Below are 20,817 nucleotides of genomic sequence, written 5' to 3' on the forward strand. Positions count from 1 at the left end.
CAGAAGCCGAGAGGGCTTAAAGCCTTGTCGCTCTAAGCACGACCGTTGTTTTTTGCGGTGATACAAAACATATACTTTTCCGTCGGAATAGTAGTCGTTTCGTAGCGCTCAAAAAAGTGCCTCCAGCCCACCTGTATCAAGGCTTACAGCGATTTTGGGGCTGGCAATATTCTTTATTCTTATATCTATTGCCGGGGTTGTAGACAGGGCAGGGAAATTCCCCCATGATAGTATCGGGGGGTGACTCGACTTGGCACTAGACCTGAGCGTGGATACAGGGCCGCTCGCTGGTATGTTGTGGACAATGGTTCTTTGCATGGTTCTTGCTGGTACAGTAGGATTCTTCTTATTCAAAAGGCTCCCATATCCGCTCAATAGGATTTTGATTATGGCATCCATTTTTAGCGGAGCGTATGCATTCTTTAAATACTTAATTTGAGAAAGAGGGCCAAATTAGGCTCTTTTTTGTTACCCAGAAACTTGGAGGTGTGGTGACATGAGGTAATGGCACGAGCAAGAGATCCGAACCGGGAAAAGGCATTCGAGATATGGAAGCAGGCTAACGGTGATATCAAACTGAAGGACATCGCTGACCAGTTGGGGATCGCTGAGGGTACTGTCAGGGGTTGGAAGAACAAAGACAAATGGCAATTACCAAATAGTATTCTCTCAGAGCTATCAGTTGCGGAAACGATGGTTGAAGACGACGAACTATATGATCATGCTGTTTACATCGTTGTGGAAGCACAGGTAGCATCTGCAAGCCTCCTGCAACGTCGCTTACGAATAGGGTACACGCGAGCAGCAAGGCTCATTGAGCAGATGGAACGTAATGGTATCGTCGGCCCATACGAAGACAGCGTGCCGCGGCAGGTGTTCTTAAAAGAATGTCCCGTACCGGCACCCAAGAAACCAAATGCTGTTCTAAAAGAAACGGAACGCTCCAATCAATCGGAACGGAACGCTCCTAAAGAAACGGAACGTTCCAAACAAGTAGAGGAACGCAGCGAACCTCCTCTTGAATTTGAAAATGAAGACGGGTCTCTGACTGAAAAGCAGAGGCTTTTTGTTTTGGAGTACCTCCGAGATTTCAATGCCACCCGCGCTGCAATGGCAGTCGGTTACAGCAAGAAAACAGCCTATGCTATCGGCTGGGAGAACTTGAGAAAACCTCAGATTCAAGCCGAGATCAAGCGACAGAAGGAAGCGATGGCAGATGACCTTGGAGTGAGTGTACAGCGCATCATCGCGGAATACATGAAGATCGCCTTTGCGGACATTTCTGAGTATGTGGAGTTCGGTCAGCAAGACGTCCCGATGTTCACAGAAGAAGGGGCCCCGATACTCGATCCTAAGACAGGCGAACACATGACGTACAAACGAAACTTTGTCGCTTTCCGAAGCAGCGAAGAGGTAGACGGCACACTAATAAGTGAAGTCAAACAAGGAAAGGACGGCGTTAGTGTTAAGCTTCATGACAAGATTAAAGCATTGGGCGCGCTGGAAAAGTACCTCGGATTTATGACGGAAGAGGACCGCTTGAGGGTTGAGAAACTGAAACTGGAGGTCGGAAAACTCCAATCGGATGACGAAAAGCAGCCGGGGGAGATAGTGGTGCGGAGGTGGTCACGTGACAAATCTAGCCCTCGAACTTGATCCTTTCGATGGGTGGACCCCACACCAAAAACAGATTGAGGTTATGGAGTGCGATGCTCGAAATGTCGTCATGAACTGCGGTCGCCGCGGCGGGAAGACGAATGTTGGCGCTCGGAAATTCTTCGATAACATCTTGGCCGACATCGAGGCAGGAAAAGGGCTGCCGTATAAGCCACCGCGCAACCTGAAGAAAGTCAAGAAACCCAAGCCACGACTTGAATACTGGTGCGTTGCACCGGATTACAACATGTCCGAGATTCAGCAGGAGGAGCTTTCGCAGGTCATCCCGGAAGAGATGATCGATAACTGGAATGGATCCGGGAATTTTGTCTGGTTGAAGGGGTACGTCCTGATCCGGTTCAAGTCCGCTGAGAATCCCAAGAAACTCGTAGGTCGCGGCCTGAACGGTGTTTGGCTCGATGAGGCATCGAAGATGAAACCAGAGACATGGTCTGGTTACCTTGCCTATGCTCTAGCGGATAAAGGTGGGTGGTCCATCTGGACGACAACTCCAGAGGGAATCAACTGGTTTGCGGAAGAGATCGTGCTGCGTGGCCAGTTCATTGATGCCGGCTTGGAAGAGGATCGCTATCACAATGATCCCGACTGGCGTAATTTCTACTGGACATCGAAGGATAACCCTATCCCGGAATTGCAGAAGAACATTCAGAGGATGATCGAGACGTATCCAGAGCGTTACGTGAAACGGGAAATCTACGCGAAATTCAACGTCTTTCACGGACAGGTGTATGAGGAGTTTGATCGGAGTATCCACTGTGTCGATATCCAACCGATCGATCTGGCTCGCCGTTTGTTTCATGTGACCTTCCCGGGTGGAGAGGAAAGGGAAGTGACTTTTAAGCGGTACATCGGCGGGATGGACCATGGCTGGAATGACCCTGCTGTGCTTCTTGTCATTGGTTGTACCGACGAAGACTACTTTCTCATTGAAGAGAGTTACTGCCATCAGACTGATGTTTTGATAGTCAACGATCAGGGGAAGTTGGAGGATTGCCTGGTAAAGCGGTATCTGGAGTTCAACGAAAAATATCCGATGGACGTCATCTGGGCGGATCCATCCGAGCCGGGGGATATTTCTACTTACCGCCGCTATAAATTGCCGGTGAAACCAGCCGAGAATGCGATCGGCCCAGGGATTCGTCGAGTCTCCAGTTTGTATAAGGTGAAAGAGTCTTCCGGACGGCCCAACCTCTACGTTGCACGGTCACTCGTTCATACGATCAAGGAGACTGGCAACTACAAGTACAAGGAGCAAAAAGGGGTAACTCTTGAAGAGCCAGTTGACAAGGACAACCACACTCAGGACGCAAAACGATACGCTTTGTACAACGATTGGCTTATGGTGCAGCTTAACCAGAAGAGGGAAGAGAGACGACAAAAGGCGAGAGGAGGATGGATATAATGAGTGACTTGGCAGCCGAGAGTGCAGGAAGCCGTGCACAATGGATACCCATTGGCAAAGCGGAAGAGGCACCAACGAGTCAGCAGTTGCCCGCGGACAAGTTCAAAGGCGACTACGAGCAGCACGGCCTAATCGTACCGGAGGTCACCCCGGCAGCACTTTTTGCTGTTGTAAAGCAAAGCAGCATTATTCCCCAGTGCATCGAGGCGTACAAGACCAACGTAACCGGGTACGGCTGTGCTCTTGAATATATGCCGAACGAGAGCGATAAAACTGCTAAGGCTGAATGGGATATCGCGGAGCGGTTCCTTCAAACGGCTAACCTTGAAAAATCAATTGAGCAGTTGCTTGCCGAGCTGGTCGATGACTTGGAATCATGTGGCGACGCCTATATAGAGGTTGCCCGCGGCGGCGGCCTGCCGGCACTTTACCGAATACCACCACAAAATATGCGGTGTACTGCGGAGCAGACGAAGGTAACCATGAAGTACAAGCGGCTGGTTCAAGGGAAAGTCGAAGAGTTCACTCAGGAAAAGTGGGTCCGACGTTATGCTCAAAAGCGCGGGAACAACATCGTTTGGTTCCGCGAGTTCGGCTCACCAGGGACTGAGAACGAAGTCATTCACCTGAAACTTGGGAACGGAGTATACGGCGAGCCTCGTTGGGCTGGAAACACTCCTGGTATCCTCGGCAGCCGTCGGGCAGAAGAATTGAATCTGAATTACTTTGAAGATGGCCGTATGCTTTCCATGTTGCTGTCGGTTATTAACGGTCAACTCACACCTCAATCAATTGAAGCAATACGAAATGCCAGAGGACAAAAATCTCAAGGCGGTATTCTGTATTTGGAAGTTGAGGGGTTTGAGAAGGGACTCACCGGCGACGAGAAGGAGAAAACCGAAGTAAAGCTGGACAAGCTCAACGACCTTCTTCAGCAAGATGCGCTGTTCAGTGAATACAACAAGGACAAGCGTAAAGAGATACGCTCTGCTTTCCGGCTGCCGCCGATCCTTACAGGGGAATCTGAAGATTACAACCGCGCAACGAGTGATAACGCGCGGCGAATCGCAGAGGAGCAGGTATTCATTCCTTACCGGGTCTGGCTCATGAATGAAATTTTCAACAAAAGGCTGTTTCCTTCCATCGGTGTCTACCGGGTAAAAGCTGTGCTTCGCGGGCCGAAGATTTCCGACCCAGATGAGCGAAAGGCGATGTTGGATTACCTGGCCGACAGGGGCATCTTGGTTGTTCGTGACCTGATCCCGATTGCAGAAGAAGTACTGGGAACAGTCCTTGACGAGGCTCGTTTCCCAGCTGGCTATCTGGATACGCCGATTGCTCAATTGACATCATCATTCACACCGTTTGCAACAGAAGAAGATCCGGAAGAACAACTGGCCACAATCGCAAAGCGCCTGCTCCGCGAAACGAGGGAGAAGCATCATGTGTGATCAATGCTTGCATCTTATCGCAAAGGCTGATAACGATGAGTTTTTGGACAGCCTGGACCTGAATCACGCCGAGCGAGCACTGCTGGAGAAGCTGTACAAGGACGGAGAGGAATCGATTGCTGATCTGCTGGAGTTGCAGGGAAAGGCACTCGACGAATCCATTCAGGAGTTAAGTGACGAACTGGTCGTCCACGCCGATGAGCTCTGGAAAGTGATTATGCAGGTTCAGTCAGGCGACTTTTTTCAGGAGAAGTTTGAGGAGGCTGTTTACAACGCCTTCATGCCGCTCTTTCAGCTTGCAGGAGAATCAGAAGCAGCCGGGATTAATACGGATGCCAAATGGGAGCAGGAAAACAAAGCTGCGGCCAAGTTTGCCAAAAGACTGAAAAAACTGGTTCCGGCCATGAATGGGACAACAGCCGATCACATGATCCGTTCTTTCAAGCGTGCTATCGAGACAGGAAAGACTCCTGCTGAGCGGGCTGTATTGGTTAAAGAGGTAAGCAAGCAGGCAGCCAGCGGGGAAGAAGGGCCGTTCAGCATGACGAGAGCCGTAACCGTCTCACGCACACTTTCTACGGCTGCGGCTAATGGCGGTAAGCTGGAAGGTTGGAAACAGTCCGGTCTCGTCAAGAAAAAGCGCTGGCGCTCCGCGAACAACAAGCGGACAAGAAAAGATCATCGAGAGGCAAACGGTCAGACTGTCGATATTGACAAGCCTTTTAAAGTGGGAGGTGAAAAGCTGATGTATCCAGGGGACCCGGCAGGAAGCGCGAAACAAATTGTGAAATGTCGCTGCACAATGCAGGCAGTTTTTTGATAGAAAGGGGGTGAAAAAAATGCCAAAGTATGCTTTGAAAGACGCAAAGATAACACACATCTCATTGGTTGATAAGGGGGCAAACGGACGGCCATTTGCGATTATCAAGGAAGAGGGCAAAGAGCCGGTGCAGAAGAGTATCACGATAGCCAAAGCTGACAAAGCGAAGCAGATCGTGTACGGTGTGGTTTATGAGCCGGAAGTCGTGGACGCACATGGCGACTTTATGACGGCCGAGGAAATCGAGAAAGCAGCCCACGCCTTCATGGAAAGCCAGCATACTCACAATATCGACAAGCAGCACGACCTTGATGCTGACAAGGGTTATGTTGTGGAGTCGTATATTGCTCCCATTAACATGGAACTTGGCGATCAGGAGATCAAAAAGGGGTCTTGGGTGGCTGGGGTGAAGGTAACGGATTCAGATACTTGGCAACAAATTGAAAAAGGCGAAATCACGGGTTTCTCCATGTGGGGAATCGGTAAGCGCGAGAAAGTGGAGGAAGCTCCTTCTGGTACCGAAGAGGAAACGGTAGAGAAGGGGCTTTTGCATGCAATCAAAAAGGCGTTGCAGGAAATGTTGCCGGGAATGAAACCCTCCCCGATTGCTAAAGCGGTGCAATCGTTTAAAAGTCGGATCGCGGCTAGGGATATCCAAGACAAGTGGTACGATTCGCAATGGGCCTTTACAGATACCATGCGTGAGATTTTAAACGATCCTGAAATCACAGATAAAGCTGAGGCCATCGGGAAGACCATTGACGAGTATAAGATAGTGGCTGTTGCCCTAGCAGCTCAGTGGCCGACTGACAGTGAGATTGTAAAGTCAGATGACTTCCCAGAGCGCTTGGAAGCTGTGAAAAAAGCTGGCAAGGTACTGTCTTCTGCCAATTTACAAGCAGTCGAGGAAGCAATTGCCGCACTCTCAACCCTACGTGAAAAAGCCCAACCAAAAGGAGAGGAAGAAGAAGTGAAACAAGAAGACATCGAAAAAGCGGTGACGGCGGCATTGGCCCCGATCACCAAGCAACTGCAGGATCTGCAAACCGAGGTTTCTGAGTTGAAGAAAGAGGAGGGAGGAGAGACGACTGCTACGGCCAATCTCGTGGATGACGCGCTCACGCAAGCCATTCAAAAGGCTCTGGAACCAATCACAAAACAGGTAGAGACTCTGTCTGCTGACCTGCAGCTTGTAAAAAATAGCCGCGGTGCAAGCGGCCAACCGCCAGCAGCTGGAGAGACGGTTGAAAAGAGTGAGGTACCCAGCTACATCCGACTCATGAATGGAGGTCAATAAGATGCCAACAAACAACCAACTGATTTCGAAAGAGCAGCAGCTCGCGACAATTCGCAAGTCGATCGATCTGCCCATGCCGAAAAAAGAAGCGGAAGCTTTCCTTGTGGACACCTTGAAAAAGGCGACCACGCTACCAAAACTGAATACCAAATTCACGGACACGCCTGCAGGTAAGCTGCAAAGATTGAAAGTGAAGTCCCGCCAGATTCGGGAGCATACCGGAACTGAGGAACCAACGGGTACTGGTAGCATCTCCACTCCAGAAGTACCGTACGCCGTGAAAAAGGTATTCTGGGATGAATGGTTGAAAGACGATGACGTATGGTACAACGACACTGCCCGCGGGGATGATGTCGAAACAAAGACGATCGATCTGGTACAAGGACAGTTCGGCGTTGACATGCAAGACCTACTCTTCAATGGTGATACAACGGCAAAATCGGCAGACGGGACTACCCCTGATCCGTTTTTGTCTGTTTTGGATGGCTTCGTGAAGAAGATGAAAGCGTCCACCCTGAAAACGGACCTGGGCACGAACGAACCAACGATTGATGATTTCGTCAACCACGTCCTCTTGTTGGATGAAAAGTATCTGAACATGACCGACCTGACATGGATCATGCCGCGCCGGACGTATCAAAAGCTGGTAGCGCTCATTCAAAAACGCCAAACCGCACTCGGTGACGTCACGCTGGTAAACGGCAAATTGACAGAGATAGCTGGCTACCCAATCGAAGTAGTGCAATCATTGCAAACTGGGTTCGTTGCCTTGACGCCATTGAGCAACCTAGTGCCGGTATTCACCCGGGACCTTCGCTATAAACGTACAGCAGACGGAGCCACGGCAGCCATTAAAGATGCGACTTATCATATTCTGTTCGGCTATGCTGATGCAGCGGTCTTGGAGCCGGAAGCAGTCGCTTGGATGACTGGATCAAAGCTGTAAGAGAGGGGTTATGAGCGGTGGCCAAAATAATCAAATACAAGCATGAAAAAGGCGCTTTGCATATCGGTGGCGGGCGCTTTTTCTATGCCGGTGAAACGTACGAGGTCCCTGAAGAAGAGGCAAAACAACTGACTACAGCTTATGACGACCTCGAAATCGTAGAGGAGAAGAAGGCCGGGCGGGGAGGCGGTAAACATGCTGACACCGGAGAAGGTAAAGCAGCGGAGTAGCACGAGGGCCGTTCAGGACATGACACCTGAGCGGCTTTCCTATCTCATCGACGAAGCTAAGGTCCGTATCGAATTGTTTACCACCCGACCTTTCGTAGACAACGACAGTCGCCTTGAGGTAGCTCATTTTCGTCTGGTTGAGGCCATGGCCCTGACAGACAATGACGAAACGCTGGGCGCGGAAGCCCGCGGAATCACAGCGGAGAGCGATCAGGGATATTCTTGGTCGATTGAAAGAGCTGCCGTCACCACGGGGAGCCCGCAGGTCGATTCTCTACTCCGGCAATGGATGTGTTTTACTGCGGAGCAAAGCCAAGGCGGCAACGTTACGGCGATGATACTATGAACCATCGAATGAATGATCTGATCGTTCTAAAACGAACGGAAACAGGGCGGGATGAGCGCAACAGGGTTACCTCGGTGGAATTGCCACCCCGTTCCATAATGGGCTGTATACGGGCCGTAGAGTCGTCTTGGCAACGTCCAGCAAACGCCGACCCAGTGGAATGGGAATACAAGGCGACTCTCGGGTTTCTTTTAGGCGAGGATGTTCGCAAGGATGATGTCCTGGAACTGTCCGGTCGTGGCGACTTTGTGGTGGTTGACGTGGTTCCCGGCCGTCGCTTTCTGGCTGTAGTGGCCCTACAGGAAAAGCGAGGTGCAGAATAGTGGACTTCCGGGAATTTCAAAAGCGAATGGAAAAGCTAAATCGCAATGTCCCTCATGCTCTTGAAAGGATCATGTATCAGCTCGGGGAAGAGCTGCTCAATCACGTTGTTGACGAAATTCAACGACAGGACCTGATCGATACCGGCGGGTTGTGGCAGTCTTTTACGCAGGGTGGCGAAGGGAACGTCTGGGAGTTTGATGCTGACAGAAACGCACTTACCTTGGAAGTTGGATCCAATCTTCCATACTCGGAGTATCTGAACGATGGATATACGATCGACAAAAGCTATTTCGTCCCAGGCTACTGGAACGGAGTAGGCAAGTTTATTTATGACCCTGACGCCAAAGGAGGCTTTATGGTCCGTCCTCGTAGTTTCATCGGACGAAAGTATTTTGACATCGCTCTGAAAGACTTCCAGGGTGGCATGCAGGCACTACTGCAAAAACTGATACAAGCAGAACTAGAAAGGATGGTGAAGTGATGGAGAACCGCGAATTGTCTTGCATAATCGACCTGATCAATGAGGCGTATCCTGATCTGGCCATCCTGGACAGCTTGGACGTGTGGCTTTCAGCCAAATTCCAGCCGCCGATCGCGTTCATTCAGACTCAGGAAGTAACGGAACGAGGCAACACTCTAACGTCGTACAAAATCATCTCCGACGCTGGGATCGTGTTGCATCATCGAAAGAAGAAGATCGGTGGACAAGAAGTATACGAGCCGATTTCGACAGAGCCCTTGCGGCAACTTCTTCGCAGGGAACGGTACAGCTATCGCGGGAAGGACGGGCTGTTTATCAACATTGACAATACAACCTTCCGGGCCAGGTCTGATAAAAAGGACCGAACGGAAATCACCTTCCGATTCGAGTACACCATAGCCATCCCGCGGCCGCAGGTGGAGAAAATCAACACATTTGAAATTGAGGAGGAATGGTCCTAGTGGCTGTTCGAAAAGAGCAGAAGTCGGATGCTCCCGAAGTAAGGCGAACCAAACAGGAGTGGATAGAGAGCGCAGCCAGTATCAAAGCCGAGAGGTTTGAAGTGGCCGGCGCTCTTTTTGATCTCCAAGATAATCAACAGGTGAACGAGGCTGAAGTTAAGCGTAGAGTCACCAAATATAGAGGCGGTGATAAATCATGACTATCCAACGTGAAAGACCGGGCGTAACCGTTGAAATGATCGCCGTTGCCAAAGAACGGGTACTGCCCAAAAGTGGCATTGTCCTTGTGCCGTATCAGGCGGAATGGGGATCACCGGATACATCGGTCAGAATGACGGGGTATGACGAGCGGATCAAGGAGACATTTGGAGAAGTAGATGTCGTCGAGTTGGCGGCAGAAGGTGGGGCGACGATTATCGGCTACCGTATGACCAACGGAGCCGCTGTTGCTGCATATTACGAACAGCCAGACGCGATCCGTATTGAGGCACGTTACCCGGGGCTCCGCGGAAATGACCTAAAGGTTTCCATCAGTGCGTCGACAGCAGAGCCGGGCAAGCAAGAATTGCAAGTCGTGGGCTCAATTTCTACGGAGAAATTCTCCTTCGCCGATGCTGCGGAACTGGTGATGAAGACGAAGCAATCAATCTACGTTCGTGTGAAAAAACTTGGTGATACGGACATTGCAGATGTTTCGTTGACGTCCCTTAGTGGCGGGGTATCCGGTACGGCACCTTTGACGTCAGCAGATGCCACAAAGCTGTTTCTGTCTGTGTCTGGTGCTGACTTCGACGCGATGTATTTACCGTTCGATGATCCGGCAGTGCAGGCTGCGGCGAAGCAGTTTATGAGTGATCGCCGGACGAAGAACAAAAAGCTTAGCACTCTGGTCATTGCTGGCAAGGAAGCGGACGACGATAACATGGTAAATCACACCGAGAGATCCGTTGCTCAGAACGTGCGATATGTAGTAAACAACGCCATCGCAGGTGAACACAACAACGGCAAGTATTACAACAGCCTCCAATGGGCAGCGTGGGTTGCCGGAGTGATCGCTGCGACGCCTGCACATGAATCCCTGACGGGTATAGTCGTTCCACTGAAAAAAGCCAAGAAAGACTGGGGTCATACCGAAATACTCCAAGCTCTCTCTACTGGAACACTTATCGCCACTCGCGATGGCGATGTATACATCATTGAGAGTGCCGTCAATACCCTGTCTGTTCTCGGCCCGAAAGATCGTGAGGACTATGGGAAAATTCGTGTCAGCATGACACTGGACCAGATCCAAAACGACATTCAGACAGTCGGTAAGAAGTACAAGGGGAAGCTGAGCAACAATGACATTGGCGGCGCCACGTTCGTTGGAGCTGTGAAAGCGTACATGGAAGTCCGGGAACAACAAGGAGCCATCGACACGGGATGGATTTTTGCAGACAAGAAAAACGGTGTAGGCGACCGCCGCGGGTTCCGCCTATCAGCCAAACCGCTTGATGCAATTGAATACTTCGACGTTGAGTGGGAGGTGCTGTAACAAGTGGCAATTGCACGCGATATCAAACTGAAGAACTGCCAAGTCTACAACGACAATGGCGATCCCATTTACGGCACTCTCGAAGGCAGGATGGTGCTGAAAGTAGAGTATGGTGATGTGAATCGGCTTCAAAAGGGAACCATCCAAACGGTTGATAACTGGTACGTTGAGGTCACTCTGAGAATTACTGCTACGAATGCTGATCTGAAGTACTATTGTGTTGACCAGATCACAAAAGGGAAAACACCGGTGCTCCCAATGTTGATCGGCGAAACCCTGGACAAGGAAGCCGGCAACTCTGAACGTGTAAGAATTTCCGATATCGTTCTAAATCCGGAAGAAATAACACTGTGGGAAGCCCGGGCAGAAGGAAACGAAAACGCATCATATGAACTTCGCGGACGCTCCAATGTAAAGCCGGATTTCCTTGATAAATTGCCTGAGTATGAAGAATAGGGGGATATACCATGAGTAAACTTGAAAAATACCTTGCAAAAGCGCAGGAGCCGGTACAGCGTCGAACTGGCTCCGTTACGATTGATGGTGATGAGTGGCATGTACGTGAGCTTACGCTTCCGGAAAATCGCGAATGCTTTAGACTTGCTGAAGATGCAAACGGTCGGTTTGACTCTTTCCGATACAACGATGTTCGGATCGTAAAGGCGACGGAACATGAATTCCCATGGAATAACAAAGAGCTTTTGGATGCCTACAGGGCAAAGGACAAATTTGATTTGGTGGTCAAGCTGTTCGAGCGGAATCCTGCAGGATACCAGCAGCTGCTGGACAAGGTGAATGAAGTAAATGCAAAGGTGCAAAGCGAGCAGCAAGTGGTTGAAGACCTAAAAAACTCATCCGAACCGACGGAGAAGCAAGCCACCTCTGTCGGGCATTTCTCCGCGGACGAGGGCGACCATCCGACCTCGTAGAGTATGAAGTGGATCGCTACATGCAAAAGCTGTTTATCATGGCATGCCAGGCCGTAGAGGCAGAAGAGGTGGAGAAGGCAAGGCAGTAGCCTTCTCCAACATTTAGAAGCGAGGTGTAATGAATGTTCCTTACTGAACGACGAATTCGAGAAATCGTGCGAGAAGAGATTGCAAATCAGCGTGCAACCGACATCCACACAACCATTAAGGTGATGCAAGATCCAATTTTGTCTGAAAAGGTAAAGAAAAGCGTTATTCAGTCTCTGACCGAGTCGCTTGAAGCTGCTTGTGATACTCCATTACGGCATACGTAGCCAGTCGTGCTGCTAATTTTGTCATTGACACAGCAAATTCACTCTCTGGATTTTTGAGTGAGTTGATGTGTTTTTGTATGATCGCTTCTTCAATAGCTTGAAAATCGATCTCCTTCATTTGTCTCACCACCTTCCGTAGTTCCCATTCAACGGGAAAGGTGGATAATCCTGTCGGAGAAGGACGCTCCTTCTCCCTTCTCCCGAGCGAGTGACGGCTGGGGAGAAGTCGAAATGTGTCGTTTGTTCCCGATTTGTTTGGACTGACCTTCGGTTTTCAGTGGGGTAGAATGTAGACGGGAGGGAATAACTAGATGGCCAAGGTTACATTGGAAAAAGCACAATTAAGACTCAGAAGTGCCTTGAAAATAGTGCTAGGCTTGTTTTGTCTTGCTAGTTCCTTGTTCTTGGGGATAATTTTGTCAGTATTTGGGCTTTTTATTGTCGGTATACCTCTTATGATAATAGGGGTGTTGGGATCGATTCCGATATTCCGCGAGGCGAGAAGACATAGTAAATTTTGGTGTTCAAGATGTGACAAAGGGATTGTGGTTTACAAATACGAGTACACCGCAGTTTGCCCAAGGTGTAGAGCTGGGTTTCAAATAGAATGGGACGAATAAGAAAAAGGTGAAATGACTTTTATGTCGCCTTTTTTATTTTTGGAGGTGAAGTCATGGGATCTGTTGTAGGAATCACCGCATATCTGCAGGCGAAAAACGAATTAGCGCCCGAATTGCAGAGGGCGGTTAAATTAACTAAAACTGCTAGAAAAGAGATACTCGGGCTTGATGATGCAACGCAAGAAATGATTAAGGAAATGCGTAAAATCAAACAGACAGCCGAACAAGCAGAGCGTGGGTTCAAGCGAGAATTCGATAAAATGCAACGTGAAATCCAAGACCTGAGACGTCAGCTTGGTGTCTTGGACTCAACTCGAGCAAAACCAAAAATTAGTGTCGACGATCAAGCTCGTAGACAAATCACTGCGATAAGGCAAGAAGTAAAGGAACTTGACGGTGCAAAAGCAAAGGTCCAGATAGAGGCAGCTGGCGCTGGTGGAGGAGGAGAATTTGTTGCTGGAGGAGCTCTAGGAGGGGTAGCTGCTTACGCTGGTGCTGGCTTCATCGATCAATTAACTATGGAAACGCAAGCCAACGCTCGCCGATCACTCCTTGGAGATACGCCTGAAGAATTACTTCGGTTTCAGAAAGAAGCTCAAGATTTGACGATGATTAACTCTAACGTAGATCGAACACATATAAAAGATTTGATGACACAAGCAACAAGATTTGACGCCAGAAATGGCGCTGATATTACAAAACAGGCGCTCCAACTCAATGCAATTCGACCAGATTTGGGTGGAGTTGAAGAATATCAAAGAACCATGTTTGCCATGCAGCAAGCATGGAAAGATATTACGGATGTCGGAAGGTTTGGAGACACACTCGCGGAGATCGCCAACACTACAACTGATATTCGAGGAGAAGCGCTTGATTCGATTGTGGAATACTCAACACAGGTTACCAAGTTTTTGGATACCCCAGAAAAGTTGGCTGCACTCACGAAGGAGATGAACAACCTGTGGTCTATCGATAAAGGGTTTGACGCATTAAAAGAAGCCACCATTAAATTGGATAATCAGGGGGACATGGTCAACGTTCTCAAGACAGCCTATGAGGCACAAGGGTTAGAGTCTAAGGTAGCCCAGGAACGCGCAGAAAATGAATCAAAAACGATTGCTACGGCTATTCACTCTGACAATGTAGCAGATAATCAATTTGCCGTAGCCGCTCTGATGCAGACATTTGGTGGGATACAAGATGAAAAGGTAAGACAGGAATTATTGAACGAGTTGGGGGCCGGACCGGGTGAAGATATTGCTAAGGCATACGCTCCTTTACTACAGGCCGCAGGCCGAATTGGAATGTCCGATCCTAGTTCATTCAACTACAGAGGTACTTTAGATCAGTCTTTCCAAACATACAAAGAAAACGATCCACTAAGAGGGTTTATCGAGGCAAAAACGATGCTTTCGAATGAATTGATAAATTTAGGATTAGTACTTGCAAAGGATTTGGGCCCAACTATTATGGCCATCGCAGAAGGTATCAAGAACGCGAAAGACATGATAGAACAAGCTCCAATCGGCGCTACATTAGCAGGCATGGGTTTAATAGTTGCCGGTGTAACGTACGGCTTGTGGAAGTTCAAAATAGCACTCGCTGCAGCTGAAGCAGCAGCAGTAAGAAGAGCTATCGGCGGCGACATGCCTGACATCGATCTGCCCGACGGCCCTGATAAGAAGGGAAAAGGCCGAGGAGGTGGCCGTGGCGGTAAGAGAAGCAAATGGAACCCGTTAAACTGGGGAAAAAAAGAGACTCCTGTCCCAGACCGAAAGTGGCTGACATCCGAGGAAGCAACAAAGAAAGCCTTGGGCGGCTCGCTCCCGGATAAGACTCCCGTTACTTCGAAGAAAGGCTTGGTGGAAAACCTGAAAAGCTTGGGTGGGTTACTACCAAAGAGCGATACTGTCCTTACTGGTGCAAAAAGCGCTTGGGAAGGGGTAAAGGCACTGGGAGGCGGGCTCGTAAAAAGATTGCCGCTTATCGGTTTGGCCGTTGGTGCCGGTCAAATCATGACAGCAGAGGACAAGATCGAAGCAGCCGGAAAGGTTGGTGCAGAAGCTCTTGGAGGTTGGGGAGGTGCCGCAGCTGGTGCTGCCATTGGTTCGGTTGTACCCGGAATCGGGACCGCCATCGGTGGAATTGTAGGTGGTATTGCCGGAGCTTTTGGTGGAGGAGCCCTCTTTGATAAAGTGCAGTCCTGGTGGAACGATGCACCGCAGACACCACCACATCCCCGTGGGATGATGAAAATTTCCAGAGAAGAAGTGAACCAGTTCAGGCCGACCCCAACTGTCATGGGGCCGCCGATACCGCCTGTATCGCCGGTTGGAGGGAAGGTAGCGGAGAAACCTAAAGTCGTTTCAGTCACCATACCGCAAGTGAACATTCCACTCCACGCTCAAGGGGTGCTTCAGGATATACCTACTATGCTGAAGATGTTGAGCGATCCGTCCGTTGGACAGAAAATTAAGGACCTCATTGAGAAAGCGCTGATAGATGCACTTGAAACACGGGGAGGCGTCGTTACGTGATCCGTTTACAGGGTAAGTACAGACTCACGTTCCCGGTAACCCCAGGAGAAATCCAGCTCAACGGATTTGGGAATGACACGGAGAGCACGACAACCATTGACTTGCTGACACATAATCGGATTTCAGGGCGGCGCCCGAAATCAATCTCTTTCGAATTCTTTTTGCCCGGAAACCTTGAAGCAGACTTTATTGAGGTTGAAGGATATCAAGGACCGCGTGCGTGGCTGGACGGTCTGGACCGGCTGACCGGGGCAGAGGTGCTGATCACAATAGACGAGCTTAACCTGGCCTGGAATGTTCTCGTCGGACCGTGTGACGGCAAGTTTTCAGGAAAGAATGTGGACTATCACGGATCAATCGAACTGCCTTTATACGTAAAAGAAGAGTTTGTGACTTGGAGCAACCAAACTCAACTTCTAAGCCCCGAAAAGGTGATTACCAAGCAGCAGAAGGCCCGCCCGAATACGACAGGTAAATCCGCAAAAAAGAAAAGTAGTAACCAGTCCCTGATCGATCCAGCAATACAAAAAATCCAACGTGACAGGATTGACCGAAAACTAGCCAGCGTAAACCGGGATATCGGAACGTAGCGAGGTGGTTCCATGAAAGTCATCTATGGTAAAGAGTCGACCCGCATCGATCTGACGCCAGCGACGAAGGAGTTGTCCTGGGCTTCCTCTCGCGGCCAGATCGCCCAAAACTGTGATATCCAAGTCCTGAATGCCCCGCCTATCGAATCGGCGGGCTTTTTAATGCTATTCTCCGGTGATCTGCTCAAAGAGTCGCAGCAGTTTTTCCACGGGCCGATCGTTCGTTTTGATCGGGATGATAAGACAGGGGATACATCGGCAACGGCGTACGAGCTAAGCTGGTACCTACAGAAGAATGAAACGTCACGGATTAAGCTAAATGGTGATGCTGGTAAGGAGCTGGAGCGACTGATCCGTGCAACGGGAATCAACTTCAGCTGCCCGGCCTTTGGCTTTGAAGTAAAGGACCGGCTGTCTTCGCAGTCATTCGCTTCTCTGTTCACGACTTTGACGGAGCGGGCTTACGAGAAAACGGGCCTTCGGTATTTCGTCCAGCATGAACGAGACAAGCTGGCCGTTCTTCCGGAAGGGGGGAACAGCTTGATCCCTATGTTCGCTGCCAGCATGCTTGAAAGCAGTTCCACGGGTGAGTCAATCGAAGAAGTGTACACGGTCGTTACAGTGGAGCGGTACAAAGATGATAAGGTGGTCGGCAGCGCGACGAGGGAAAATACCACCCTGATCAAGCAGATTGGTCGAATGCAAAAGGTAATCGATGCTGGCGAAGAAAAGGGACTGGATGCTCTCGCTGTAAAGCAGCTGGCGAACCTGTCGAAAATACCTAAGACCCGATCCATAACCGTCAGGCACGAAGACAATCAGGCTGCCCGGCTCCGCGCTGGCTGGCTGGTAAAGATCATGGAGAAGGACAACAAGACGATAACAGACTGGATCGTCACCAGCTGCAGTTCTCGTTGGAAGGGCGGTCAATACACAATGGATTTGCAATTGGAAAGGAGGGGGTAGCCTATGCATGCAGCATTACAGAAGCTATTCCAAGGTGCCCGTGATGGGCTAACGGATACAAAAGCGGAACTCGGTAACCTTCTTTCGCTGTCTCCCCTGTCAGTCAAGCTGGACGAGGATCCAGCACCACTGGAAGAGGACGAACTGGTGAGGCTGAACCCCACCGGCTGGAGCCCGGAAGACGTGGGTAAGAAAGTGGTCGTGATTCGCTGTACGAACGGCCAGTACCTTCTTCTCGGGGTGGTGGGATAGATGTTTCCTGAACTGAGTGGAGACGAATCGCGGCTGTCGCCAGACAATCCGATCCCTTGGACCTACAAATTCGACTGGCAAACAAAGCAGCTCATGCAGGGGCCAGATGGCCGATATTTGCGGACAAAGACGTATGCCGAATATCTGGAGGAAGCGGCCAAGAAAATCCTGAATACACGCCGGTTCCGTTATGAGATTTACTCCGAACGCTACGGAGTAGATTTCTTGTACGAAATTGGACGGATGAGGTCTGGCATGTCTCTTCCGGTTATCAAAACACAGGCAGAAGAGGCGCTGGAGGCCCACAGTGAGATTGAACGGGCCGAGGTTACCGACATTCGTTTTGAAGGCAATCGGGTTATTTTCTCGCTTGAGATTGAGGGTGCACGAGGCACAACTAGAACGGAGGTGAGCGCATGGCGACGTTAGAAAAACCCGAAATGCCGATTCTTCGGGAGACGCCAGATCAAATCTATCAACGGATTGCTAATCGGATGGCCACTCTCGCACAGCAGCGCGGGGAGACACCACCAGCAACTGACGAAGGCGAGTTGTTTTACGACTTCGAGTATCCTTTAGCTGCGGAAATTAGCGAGCAGCAGCAGTTGCTGGAATACGGATTCATCCAACGATTCCTGCCTTGGGCAGATGGCGAGTTTCTGGATGCAAATGGGGTGTTCTTCGGGCTGTCGCGGAACGAGGGAGAGACCGACGACGCATATAGGCAACGGCTGATTGATCGTGCGCGATCTGAAGAAGGCGATGGCCGTCGCCAGGATTACGAACGGTGGGCACGGAACGTTGAGGGCGTAGGAGGAGCCGTGGCAATCGAAAAAGCCAGGAGCGACCTGTCGATCGACGTATATATCACAGACATGAGCGGGCAGCCTGCGTCGGCGGAACTAGCGGATCTGGTTCGTAGGAAACTTGAGGACAAACGACGGGCTCTACATGACTTGCAAGTTCTCCCAGCCAATGTCTACCCTGTCACCATATCCGTGCGGCTTATATTGCGTCCTGATGCTGAGGTGGATAAGATACAGGAGCAAATCACTAATCAAATCAAAACGTACCTGAAAGGGCGTTCTCAGATCGTGTATCAGCAGATCGGGGCGCTCTTTTTCGTGGACGGAGTAGACGACTTCACAGATTATACGCTAAACGGCGGGGAAGTGAATCTCACGGTACCAGCTGACGCTGTATCTTCCCTGAACATGGTGGTGACGACATGATTCCTGAACGGTATAGGCGTGTCCTACCGCCTCAATGGTACGAGAATAAAGCTGCAGAATACCATTTCGAAGGCGCGTCAGCAGCTGTCGACGCATACGCAGAAAAGCGTAGAGACTTGGAGCAGCAGTTTTTCCCTCTTTCGGCGACTTGGGGGCTGGATTTCTGGGATTGGATCTACTTCGGTAAGAAGCAATCCTTGAGTATTGAAGAACGCCGGAAAAACATCCAGAGTCAGCACTGGGCTTACCTCGGATTTACTCCGAGTGTTCTCCGAGCCATCGGGCTAAGTGCTTCCAAGCTGAAAAACGTGCAGATGATAGAGGACTTTACTGCAAAGGTTATCCATTACGTTTACCAAATCGAAGACTGGTTTGATACACGGCATGCTGTCCAGTCAGTGGAGAAGATTCGTCCTGTTCACTGTAACGGCGTATCTTTTGAGCCTGTGAGCGGCGAGAGCTTGGTTTTTGAGGACAACGTAGTGGTCGGCATTAAGGAGTACCATATCGTCTCTGAATTTCGCGTTGGAATGGCCCCAATCAAACGGTACGAGGAGGTGCTTGTTTGATACACAAGGATTACCTGACACTAGCAAGAAACGATCTGTTGTCTCGCGTGAATGGCGGAAGCCTTTTAATTAATGATTCCGTTTCTATGCCGGTTAAAAGCGCAGCTATCTCGTCCCATCCCATTGTTGGTTTTCAAAATGCGATCGCCCTGCAGGTACAAGCTCAGCATGTAGACTCTGTGCCTGTAATTAGGAACTTGAAGCTGCTGACATCGGACGGTGTAATCGTATCGGAAAAAGTTACACAGATATCAGCCAGCGGAGCGCAGTTTTTTTCCCTTACATTCGTTGTACAGGTGAAAGGAGGAGGACAGTAGATGCCCTATCAAGCGAAAACAGACTGGAATTACAATGATCCGGTTACAGAACACGATATCAACCGTTGGGAGAAGGGCATTGAGGACGCCCACATTAGTATAGAACAGCTCTCAGTAGACGTTTCGAATCTGCGAATTCGCATGACTACGCTGGAATCGATCCTGCCAGAAAACTTTCTGTATAACAAATTCGATGACGATCTTTCGACGGTCAATTCAATCCGTGTGATTCGTGGCTATTACAACGAATCGGCCAGCCGCTTGGAGGTGTAGGAAAAATGAGGAAACCTGCCAATAACGGCCATTTGCGGAAGGGAGGAAAATTGACGTGGCGGAAACGATAATTAAGAACCTCAGTGTAACCTATCAATTTAATTCCGACCCAAAACCAACAATTGCCACTAAGATCGTAAGCAAGGACAGTAAGACTTACTTAAAATTAGAAATGAAGTTTCCTGCAAGTTTCTTTGATGGCTCGTGGACAAGGTATTTTACCTCTATACAAGGGATAACGGCATACGGATTGGTCTTAAACTCGACGATTAGAAGAGAGACTGCAATAGAAACAGTTATCGATAATTCTAATCGCACGATGTATGTTTATGCCTTACTAAGCAGATCTGATGTTGGCAAAAACATTACAGGTCTGGTTGAAACGGAAACCGTTAATATAACGTCTCAACGGCTCTGGAGATATCAAGCTACGTATGATTCCGGATTGTACGCTCATCCATTTTCTATGGCTGATTCAACGTCAATTCCAATCGAATCGACTTGGTTTAATCAATCGCCTACGCTCACGCTAACCAGCCCGGCCAATAATCAGACATTATCGGAAGGACAAGCGATCTACACAGGAAACAACGATTTTACGATCAGGCTGACTGCAGACGACGCTGACCCATCAGACACGCTAGAGTACCAGATTAGGCTGAACGGCGTAATCAAAAGAGACTGGACGCCTATCGCCAGAAATACACCTGTCGATTACACGTTCCTGAAAGCGGACTACACGAAAGATCGCAACTCTTTCACGGTTACTGTCCGGGATTCTCAAGGTGGGCAAACTGTTTTCAATGGGTATCTGGACAAGGTACAGGGCTTGCCGGTCAACGTTGTTTCTTCGGCATACCTCGTTTCGCGTATGTCACCGCCTGTTCGTTTGAATAATGGTTGGTTGGTTGCCTGCTTGATTGATAATGGAATTGCTAATAGCAGTGAGTCATGGATGCGTATGTACGTATCTAAAAACGATGGGAGGACATGGGAAGCTAAAGGGCGATGGGGATATACTACAGGATCATATACATTGCTTAATTCCCTTGTTACAAATGGGCAGTATGTGTACTTTGTTTTTGCTCCCACCGTAAACTCTACAATAAGATTGCAACGTTTTGACCCTGTGGCAAATACCTTTTTAGATAGCGCTGCTGTTGTTGTGCTTGATTCGATGGTCCAGACAACTATCAATTCAGTAACCCTTGCGACAACTCCAGACAAGACAAAACTCTGGTGGGCAGCC

The 20,817-nt window shown here is 49.6% G+C and carries 25 protein-coding genes and 1 pseudogene; 25 read left to right on the top strand and 1 reads right to left on the bottom strand.

What is annotated here, in order from left to right; genetic code table 11:
- The first annotated feature begins 504 nt into the window (after window positions 1-504).
- Genes EDM54_RS23855 through EDM54_RS23925 form a run of 15 tightly spaced genes read left to right on the top strand, consistent with a single transcriptional unit; the run spans window position 505 to window position 11,898 of the window.
- On the top strand, window positions 505-1,656 hold the full coding sequence (locus tag EDM54_RS23855) for a terminase small subunit (RefSeq protein ID WP_122958917.1): 1,152 nt from the start codon (window positions 505-507) through the stop codon (window positions 1,654-1,656).
- Window positions 1,631-3,079, top strand: a complete 1,449-nt coding sequence (locus tag EDM54_RS23860) for a terminase large subunit domain-containing protein (RefSeq protein ID WP_122958918.1) — start codon at window positions 1,631-1,633, stop codon at window positions 3,077-3,079. The genes EDM54_RS23855 and EDM54_RS23860 overlap by 26 nt, the downstream gene beginning before the upstream one ends.
- A complete protein-coding gene (locus EDM54_RS23865; protein ID WP_122958919.1) occupies window positions 3,079-4,530 on the top strand; it encodes a phage portal protein in 1,452 nt (483 codons plus the stop codon). The genes EDM54_RS23860 and EDM54_RS23865 overlap by 1 nt, the downstream gene beginning before the upstream one ends.
- Window positions 4,523-5,350, top strand: coding sequence for a phage minor head protein (locus tag EDM54_RS23870; protein WP_122958920.1), 828 nt, complete (start codon window positions 4,523-4,525; stop codon window positions 5,348-5,350). The genes EDM54_RS23865 and EDM54_RS23870 overlap by 8 nt, the downstream gene beginning before the upstream one ends.
- Window positions 5,351-5,369: 19 nt before the next feature.
- Window positions 5,370-6,647 (top strand): XkdF-like putative serine protease domain-containing protein, encoded by a 1,278-nt coding sequence (locus EDM54_RS23875; protein WP_122958921.1) that lies wholly within the window; start codon window positions 5,370-5,372, stop codon window positions 6,645-6,647.
- A gap of 1 nt (window position 6,648) precedes the next feature.
- A complete protein-coding gene (locus EDM54_RS23880) occupies window positions 6,649-7,593 on the top strand; it encodes a phage major capsid protein (RefSeq protein WP_122958922.1) in 945 nt (314 codons plus the stop codon).
- Between the two features lie 17 nt (window positions 7,594-7,610).
- The gene (locus EDM54_RS23885; protein WP_255320378.1) at window positions 7,611-7,823 is read left to right on the top strand and encodes a hypothetical protein; all 213 of its coding nucleotides are present in this window, start codon (window positions 7,611-7,613) and stop codon (window positions 7,821-7,823) included.
- On the top strand, window positions 7,789-8,169 hold the full coding sequence (locus EDM54_RS23890; RefSeq protein ID WP_122958923.1) for a head-tail connector protein: 381 nt from the start codon (window positions 7,789-7,791) through the stop codon (window positions 8,167-8,169). Before EDM54_RS23885 ends, EDM54_RS23890 begins: the two co-directional genes overlap by 35 nt.
- Window positions 8,166-8,492 carry a hypothetical protein gene (locus tag EDM54_RS23895; protein ID WP_122958924.1) on the top strand — a complete coding sequence of 109 codons (327 nt, stop codon included), beginning with the start codon at window positions 8,166-8,168 and terminating at the stop codon, window positions 8,490-8,492. The genes EDM54_RS23890 and EDM54_RS23895 overlap by 4 nt, the downstream gene beginning before the upstream one ends.
- Complete coding sequence (locus tag EDM54_RS23900; RefSeq protein WP_255320377.1) at window positions 8,492-8,974, top strand: HK97 gp10 family phage protein; 483 nt, start codon at window positions 8,492-8,494, stop codon at window positions 8,972-8,974. Before EDM54_RS23895 ends, EDM54_RS23900 begins: the two co-directional genes overlap by 1 nt.
- Window positions 8,974-9,435: a hypothetical protein gene (locus EDM54_RS23905; RefSeq protein WP_122958925.1), complete on the top strand. Its 462-nt coding sequence runs from the start codon at window positions 8,974-8,976 to the stop codon at window positions 9,433-9,435. The genes EDM54_RS23900 and EDM54_RS23905 overlap by 1 nt, the downstream gene beginning before the upstream one ends.
- The gene (locus tag EDM54_RS23910) at window positions 9,435-9,635 is read left to right on the top strand and encodes a hypothetical protein (protein WP_255320376.1); all 201 of its coding nucleotides are present in this window, start codon (window positions 9,435-9,437) and stop codon (window positions 9,633-9,635) included. Before EDM54_RS23905 ends, EDM54_RS23910 begins: the two co-directional genes overlap by 1 nt.
- On the top strand, window positions 9,632-10,969 hold the full coding sequence (locus EDM54_RS23915) for a phage tail sheath subtilisin-like domain-containing protein (RefSeq protein WP_122958927.1): 1,338 nt from the start codon (window positions 9,632-9,634) through the stop codon (window positions 10,967-10,969). The genes EDM54_RS23910 and EDM54_RS23915 overlap by 4 nt, the downstream gene beginning before the upstream one ends.
- Before the next feature lie 3 nt (window positions 10,970-10,972).
- Window positions 10,973-11,425 (top strand): hypothetical protein, encoded by a 453-nt coding sequence (locus EDM54_RS23920; protein WP_122958928.1) that lies wholly within the window; start codon window positions 10,973-10,975, stop codon window positions 11,423-11,425.
- Window positions 11,426-11,436: 11 nt separating this feature from the next.
- On the top strand, window positions 11,437-11,898 hold the full coding sequence (locus tag EDM54_RS23925) for a phage tail assembly chaperone (RefSeq protein ID WP_122958929.1): 462 nt from the start codon (window positions 11,437-11,439) through the stop codon (window positions 11,896-11,898).
- A 252-nt stretch (window positions 11,899-12,150) separates the two neighbouring features.
- Here the strand turns inward: EDM54_RS23925 and EDM54_RS23930 are convergent, their stop codons facing one another.
- On the bottom strand, window positions 12,151-12,330 hold the full coding sequence (locus EDM54_RS23930; protein ID WP_122958930.1) for a hypothetical protein: 180 nt from the start codon (window positions 12,328-12,330) through the stop codon (window positions 12,151-12,153).
- Between the two features lie 555 nt (window positions 12,331-12,885).
- On the opposite strand from EDM54_RS23930, the gene EDM54_RS23940 reads away from it, so the two are divergent.
- The 10 genes and pseudogenes from EDM54_RS23940 to EDM54_RS23985 form a co-directional block, all read left to right on the top strand.
- Window positions 12,886-15,369 (top strand): glycine zipper domain-containing protein, encoded by a 2,484-nt coding sequence (locus EDM54_RS23940; protein WP_122958932.1) that lies wholly within the window; start codon window positions 12,886-12,888, stop codon window positions 15,367-15,369.
- Window positions 15,366-15,959, top strand: a complete 594-nt coding sequence (locus EDM54_RS23945; protein WP_122958933.1) for a hypothetical protein — start codon at window positions 15,366-15,368, stop codon at window positions 15,957-15,959. Before EDM54_RS23940 ends, EDM54_RS23945 begins: the two co-directional genes overlap by 4 nt.
- Before the next feature lie 12 nt (window positions 15,960-15,971).
- Window positions 15,972-16,925, top strand: a complete 954-nt coding sequence (locus EDM54_RS23950; protein ID WP_122958934.1) for an XkdQ/YqbQ family protein — start codon at window positions 15,972-15,974, stop codon at window positions 16,923-16,925.
- 3 nt (window positions 16,926-16,928) lie between these two features.
- Window positions 16,929-17,177 carry a hypothetical protein gene (locus EDM54_RS23955; protein WP_122958935.1) on the top strand — a complete coding sequence of 83 codons (249 nt, stop codon included), beginning with the start codon at window positions 16,929-16,931 and terminating at the stop codon, window positions 17,175-17,177.
- On the top strand, window positions 17,178-17,606 hold the full coding sequence (locus tag EDM54_RS23960) for a DUF2634 domain-containing protein (RefSeq protein ID WP_122958936.1): 429 nt from the start codon (window positions 17,178-17,180) through the stop codon (window positions 17,604-17,606).
- Window positions 17,594-18,409, top strand: a complete 816-nt coding sequence (locus EDM54_RS23965; RefSeq protein WP_039071628.1) for a baseplate J/gp47 family protein — start codon at window positions 17,594-17,596, stop codon at window positions 18,407-18,409. The genes EDM54_RS23960 and EDM54_RS23965 overlap by 13 nt, the downstream gene beginning before the upstream one ends.
- Window positions 18,406-18,978: a DUF2313 domain-containing protein gene (locus tag EDM54_RS23970; protein ID WP_031931962.1), complete on the top strand. Its 573-nt coding sequence runs from the start codon at window positions 18,406-18,408 to the stop codon at window positions 18,976-18,978. The genes EDM54_RS23965 and EDM54_RS23970 overlap by 4 nt, the downstream gene beginning before the upstream one ends.
- Window positions 18,975-19,295, top strand: a complete 321-nt coding sequence (locus EDM54_RS23975) for a hypothetical protein (protein WP_031931961.1) — start codon at window positions 18,975-18,977, stop codon at window positions 19,293-19,295. The genes EDM54_RS23970 and EDM54_RS23975 overlap by 4 nt, the downstream gene beginning before the upstream one ends.
- Window positions 19,296-19,568, top strand: a complete 273-nt coding sequence (locus EDM54_RS23980; RefSeq protein WP_031931960.1) for a hypothetical protein — start codon at window positions 19,296-19,298, stop codon at window positions 19,566-19,568.
- Window positions 19,569-19,623: 55 nt separating this feature from the next.
- Window positions 19,624-20,817: pseudogene (locus EDM54_RS23985) on the top strand (hypothetical protein); the annotation flags it as partial.

This window comes from Brevibacillus borstelensis (genome assembly GCF_003710865.1).
In the GTDB taxonomy this organism is placed as follows: Bacteria; Bacillota; Bacilli; order Brevibacillales; family Brevibacillaceae; genus Brevibacillus; species Brevibacillus borstelensis.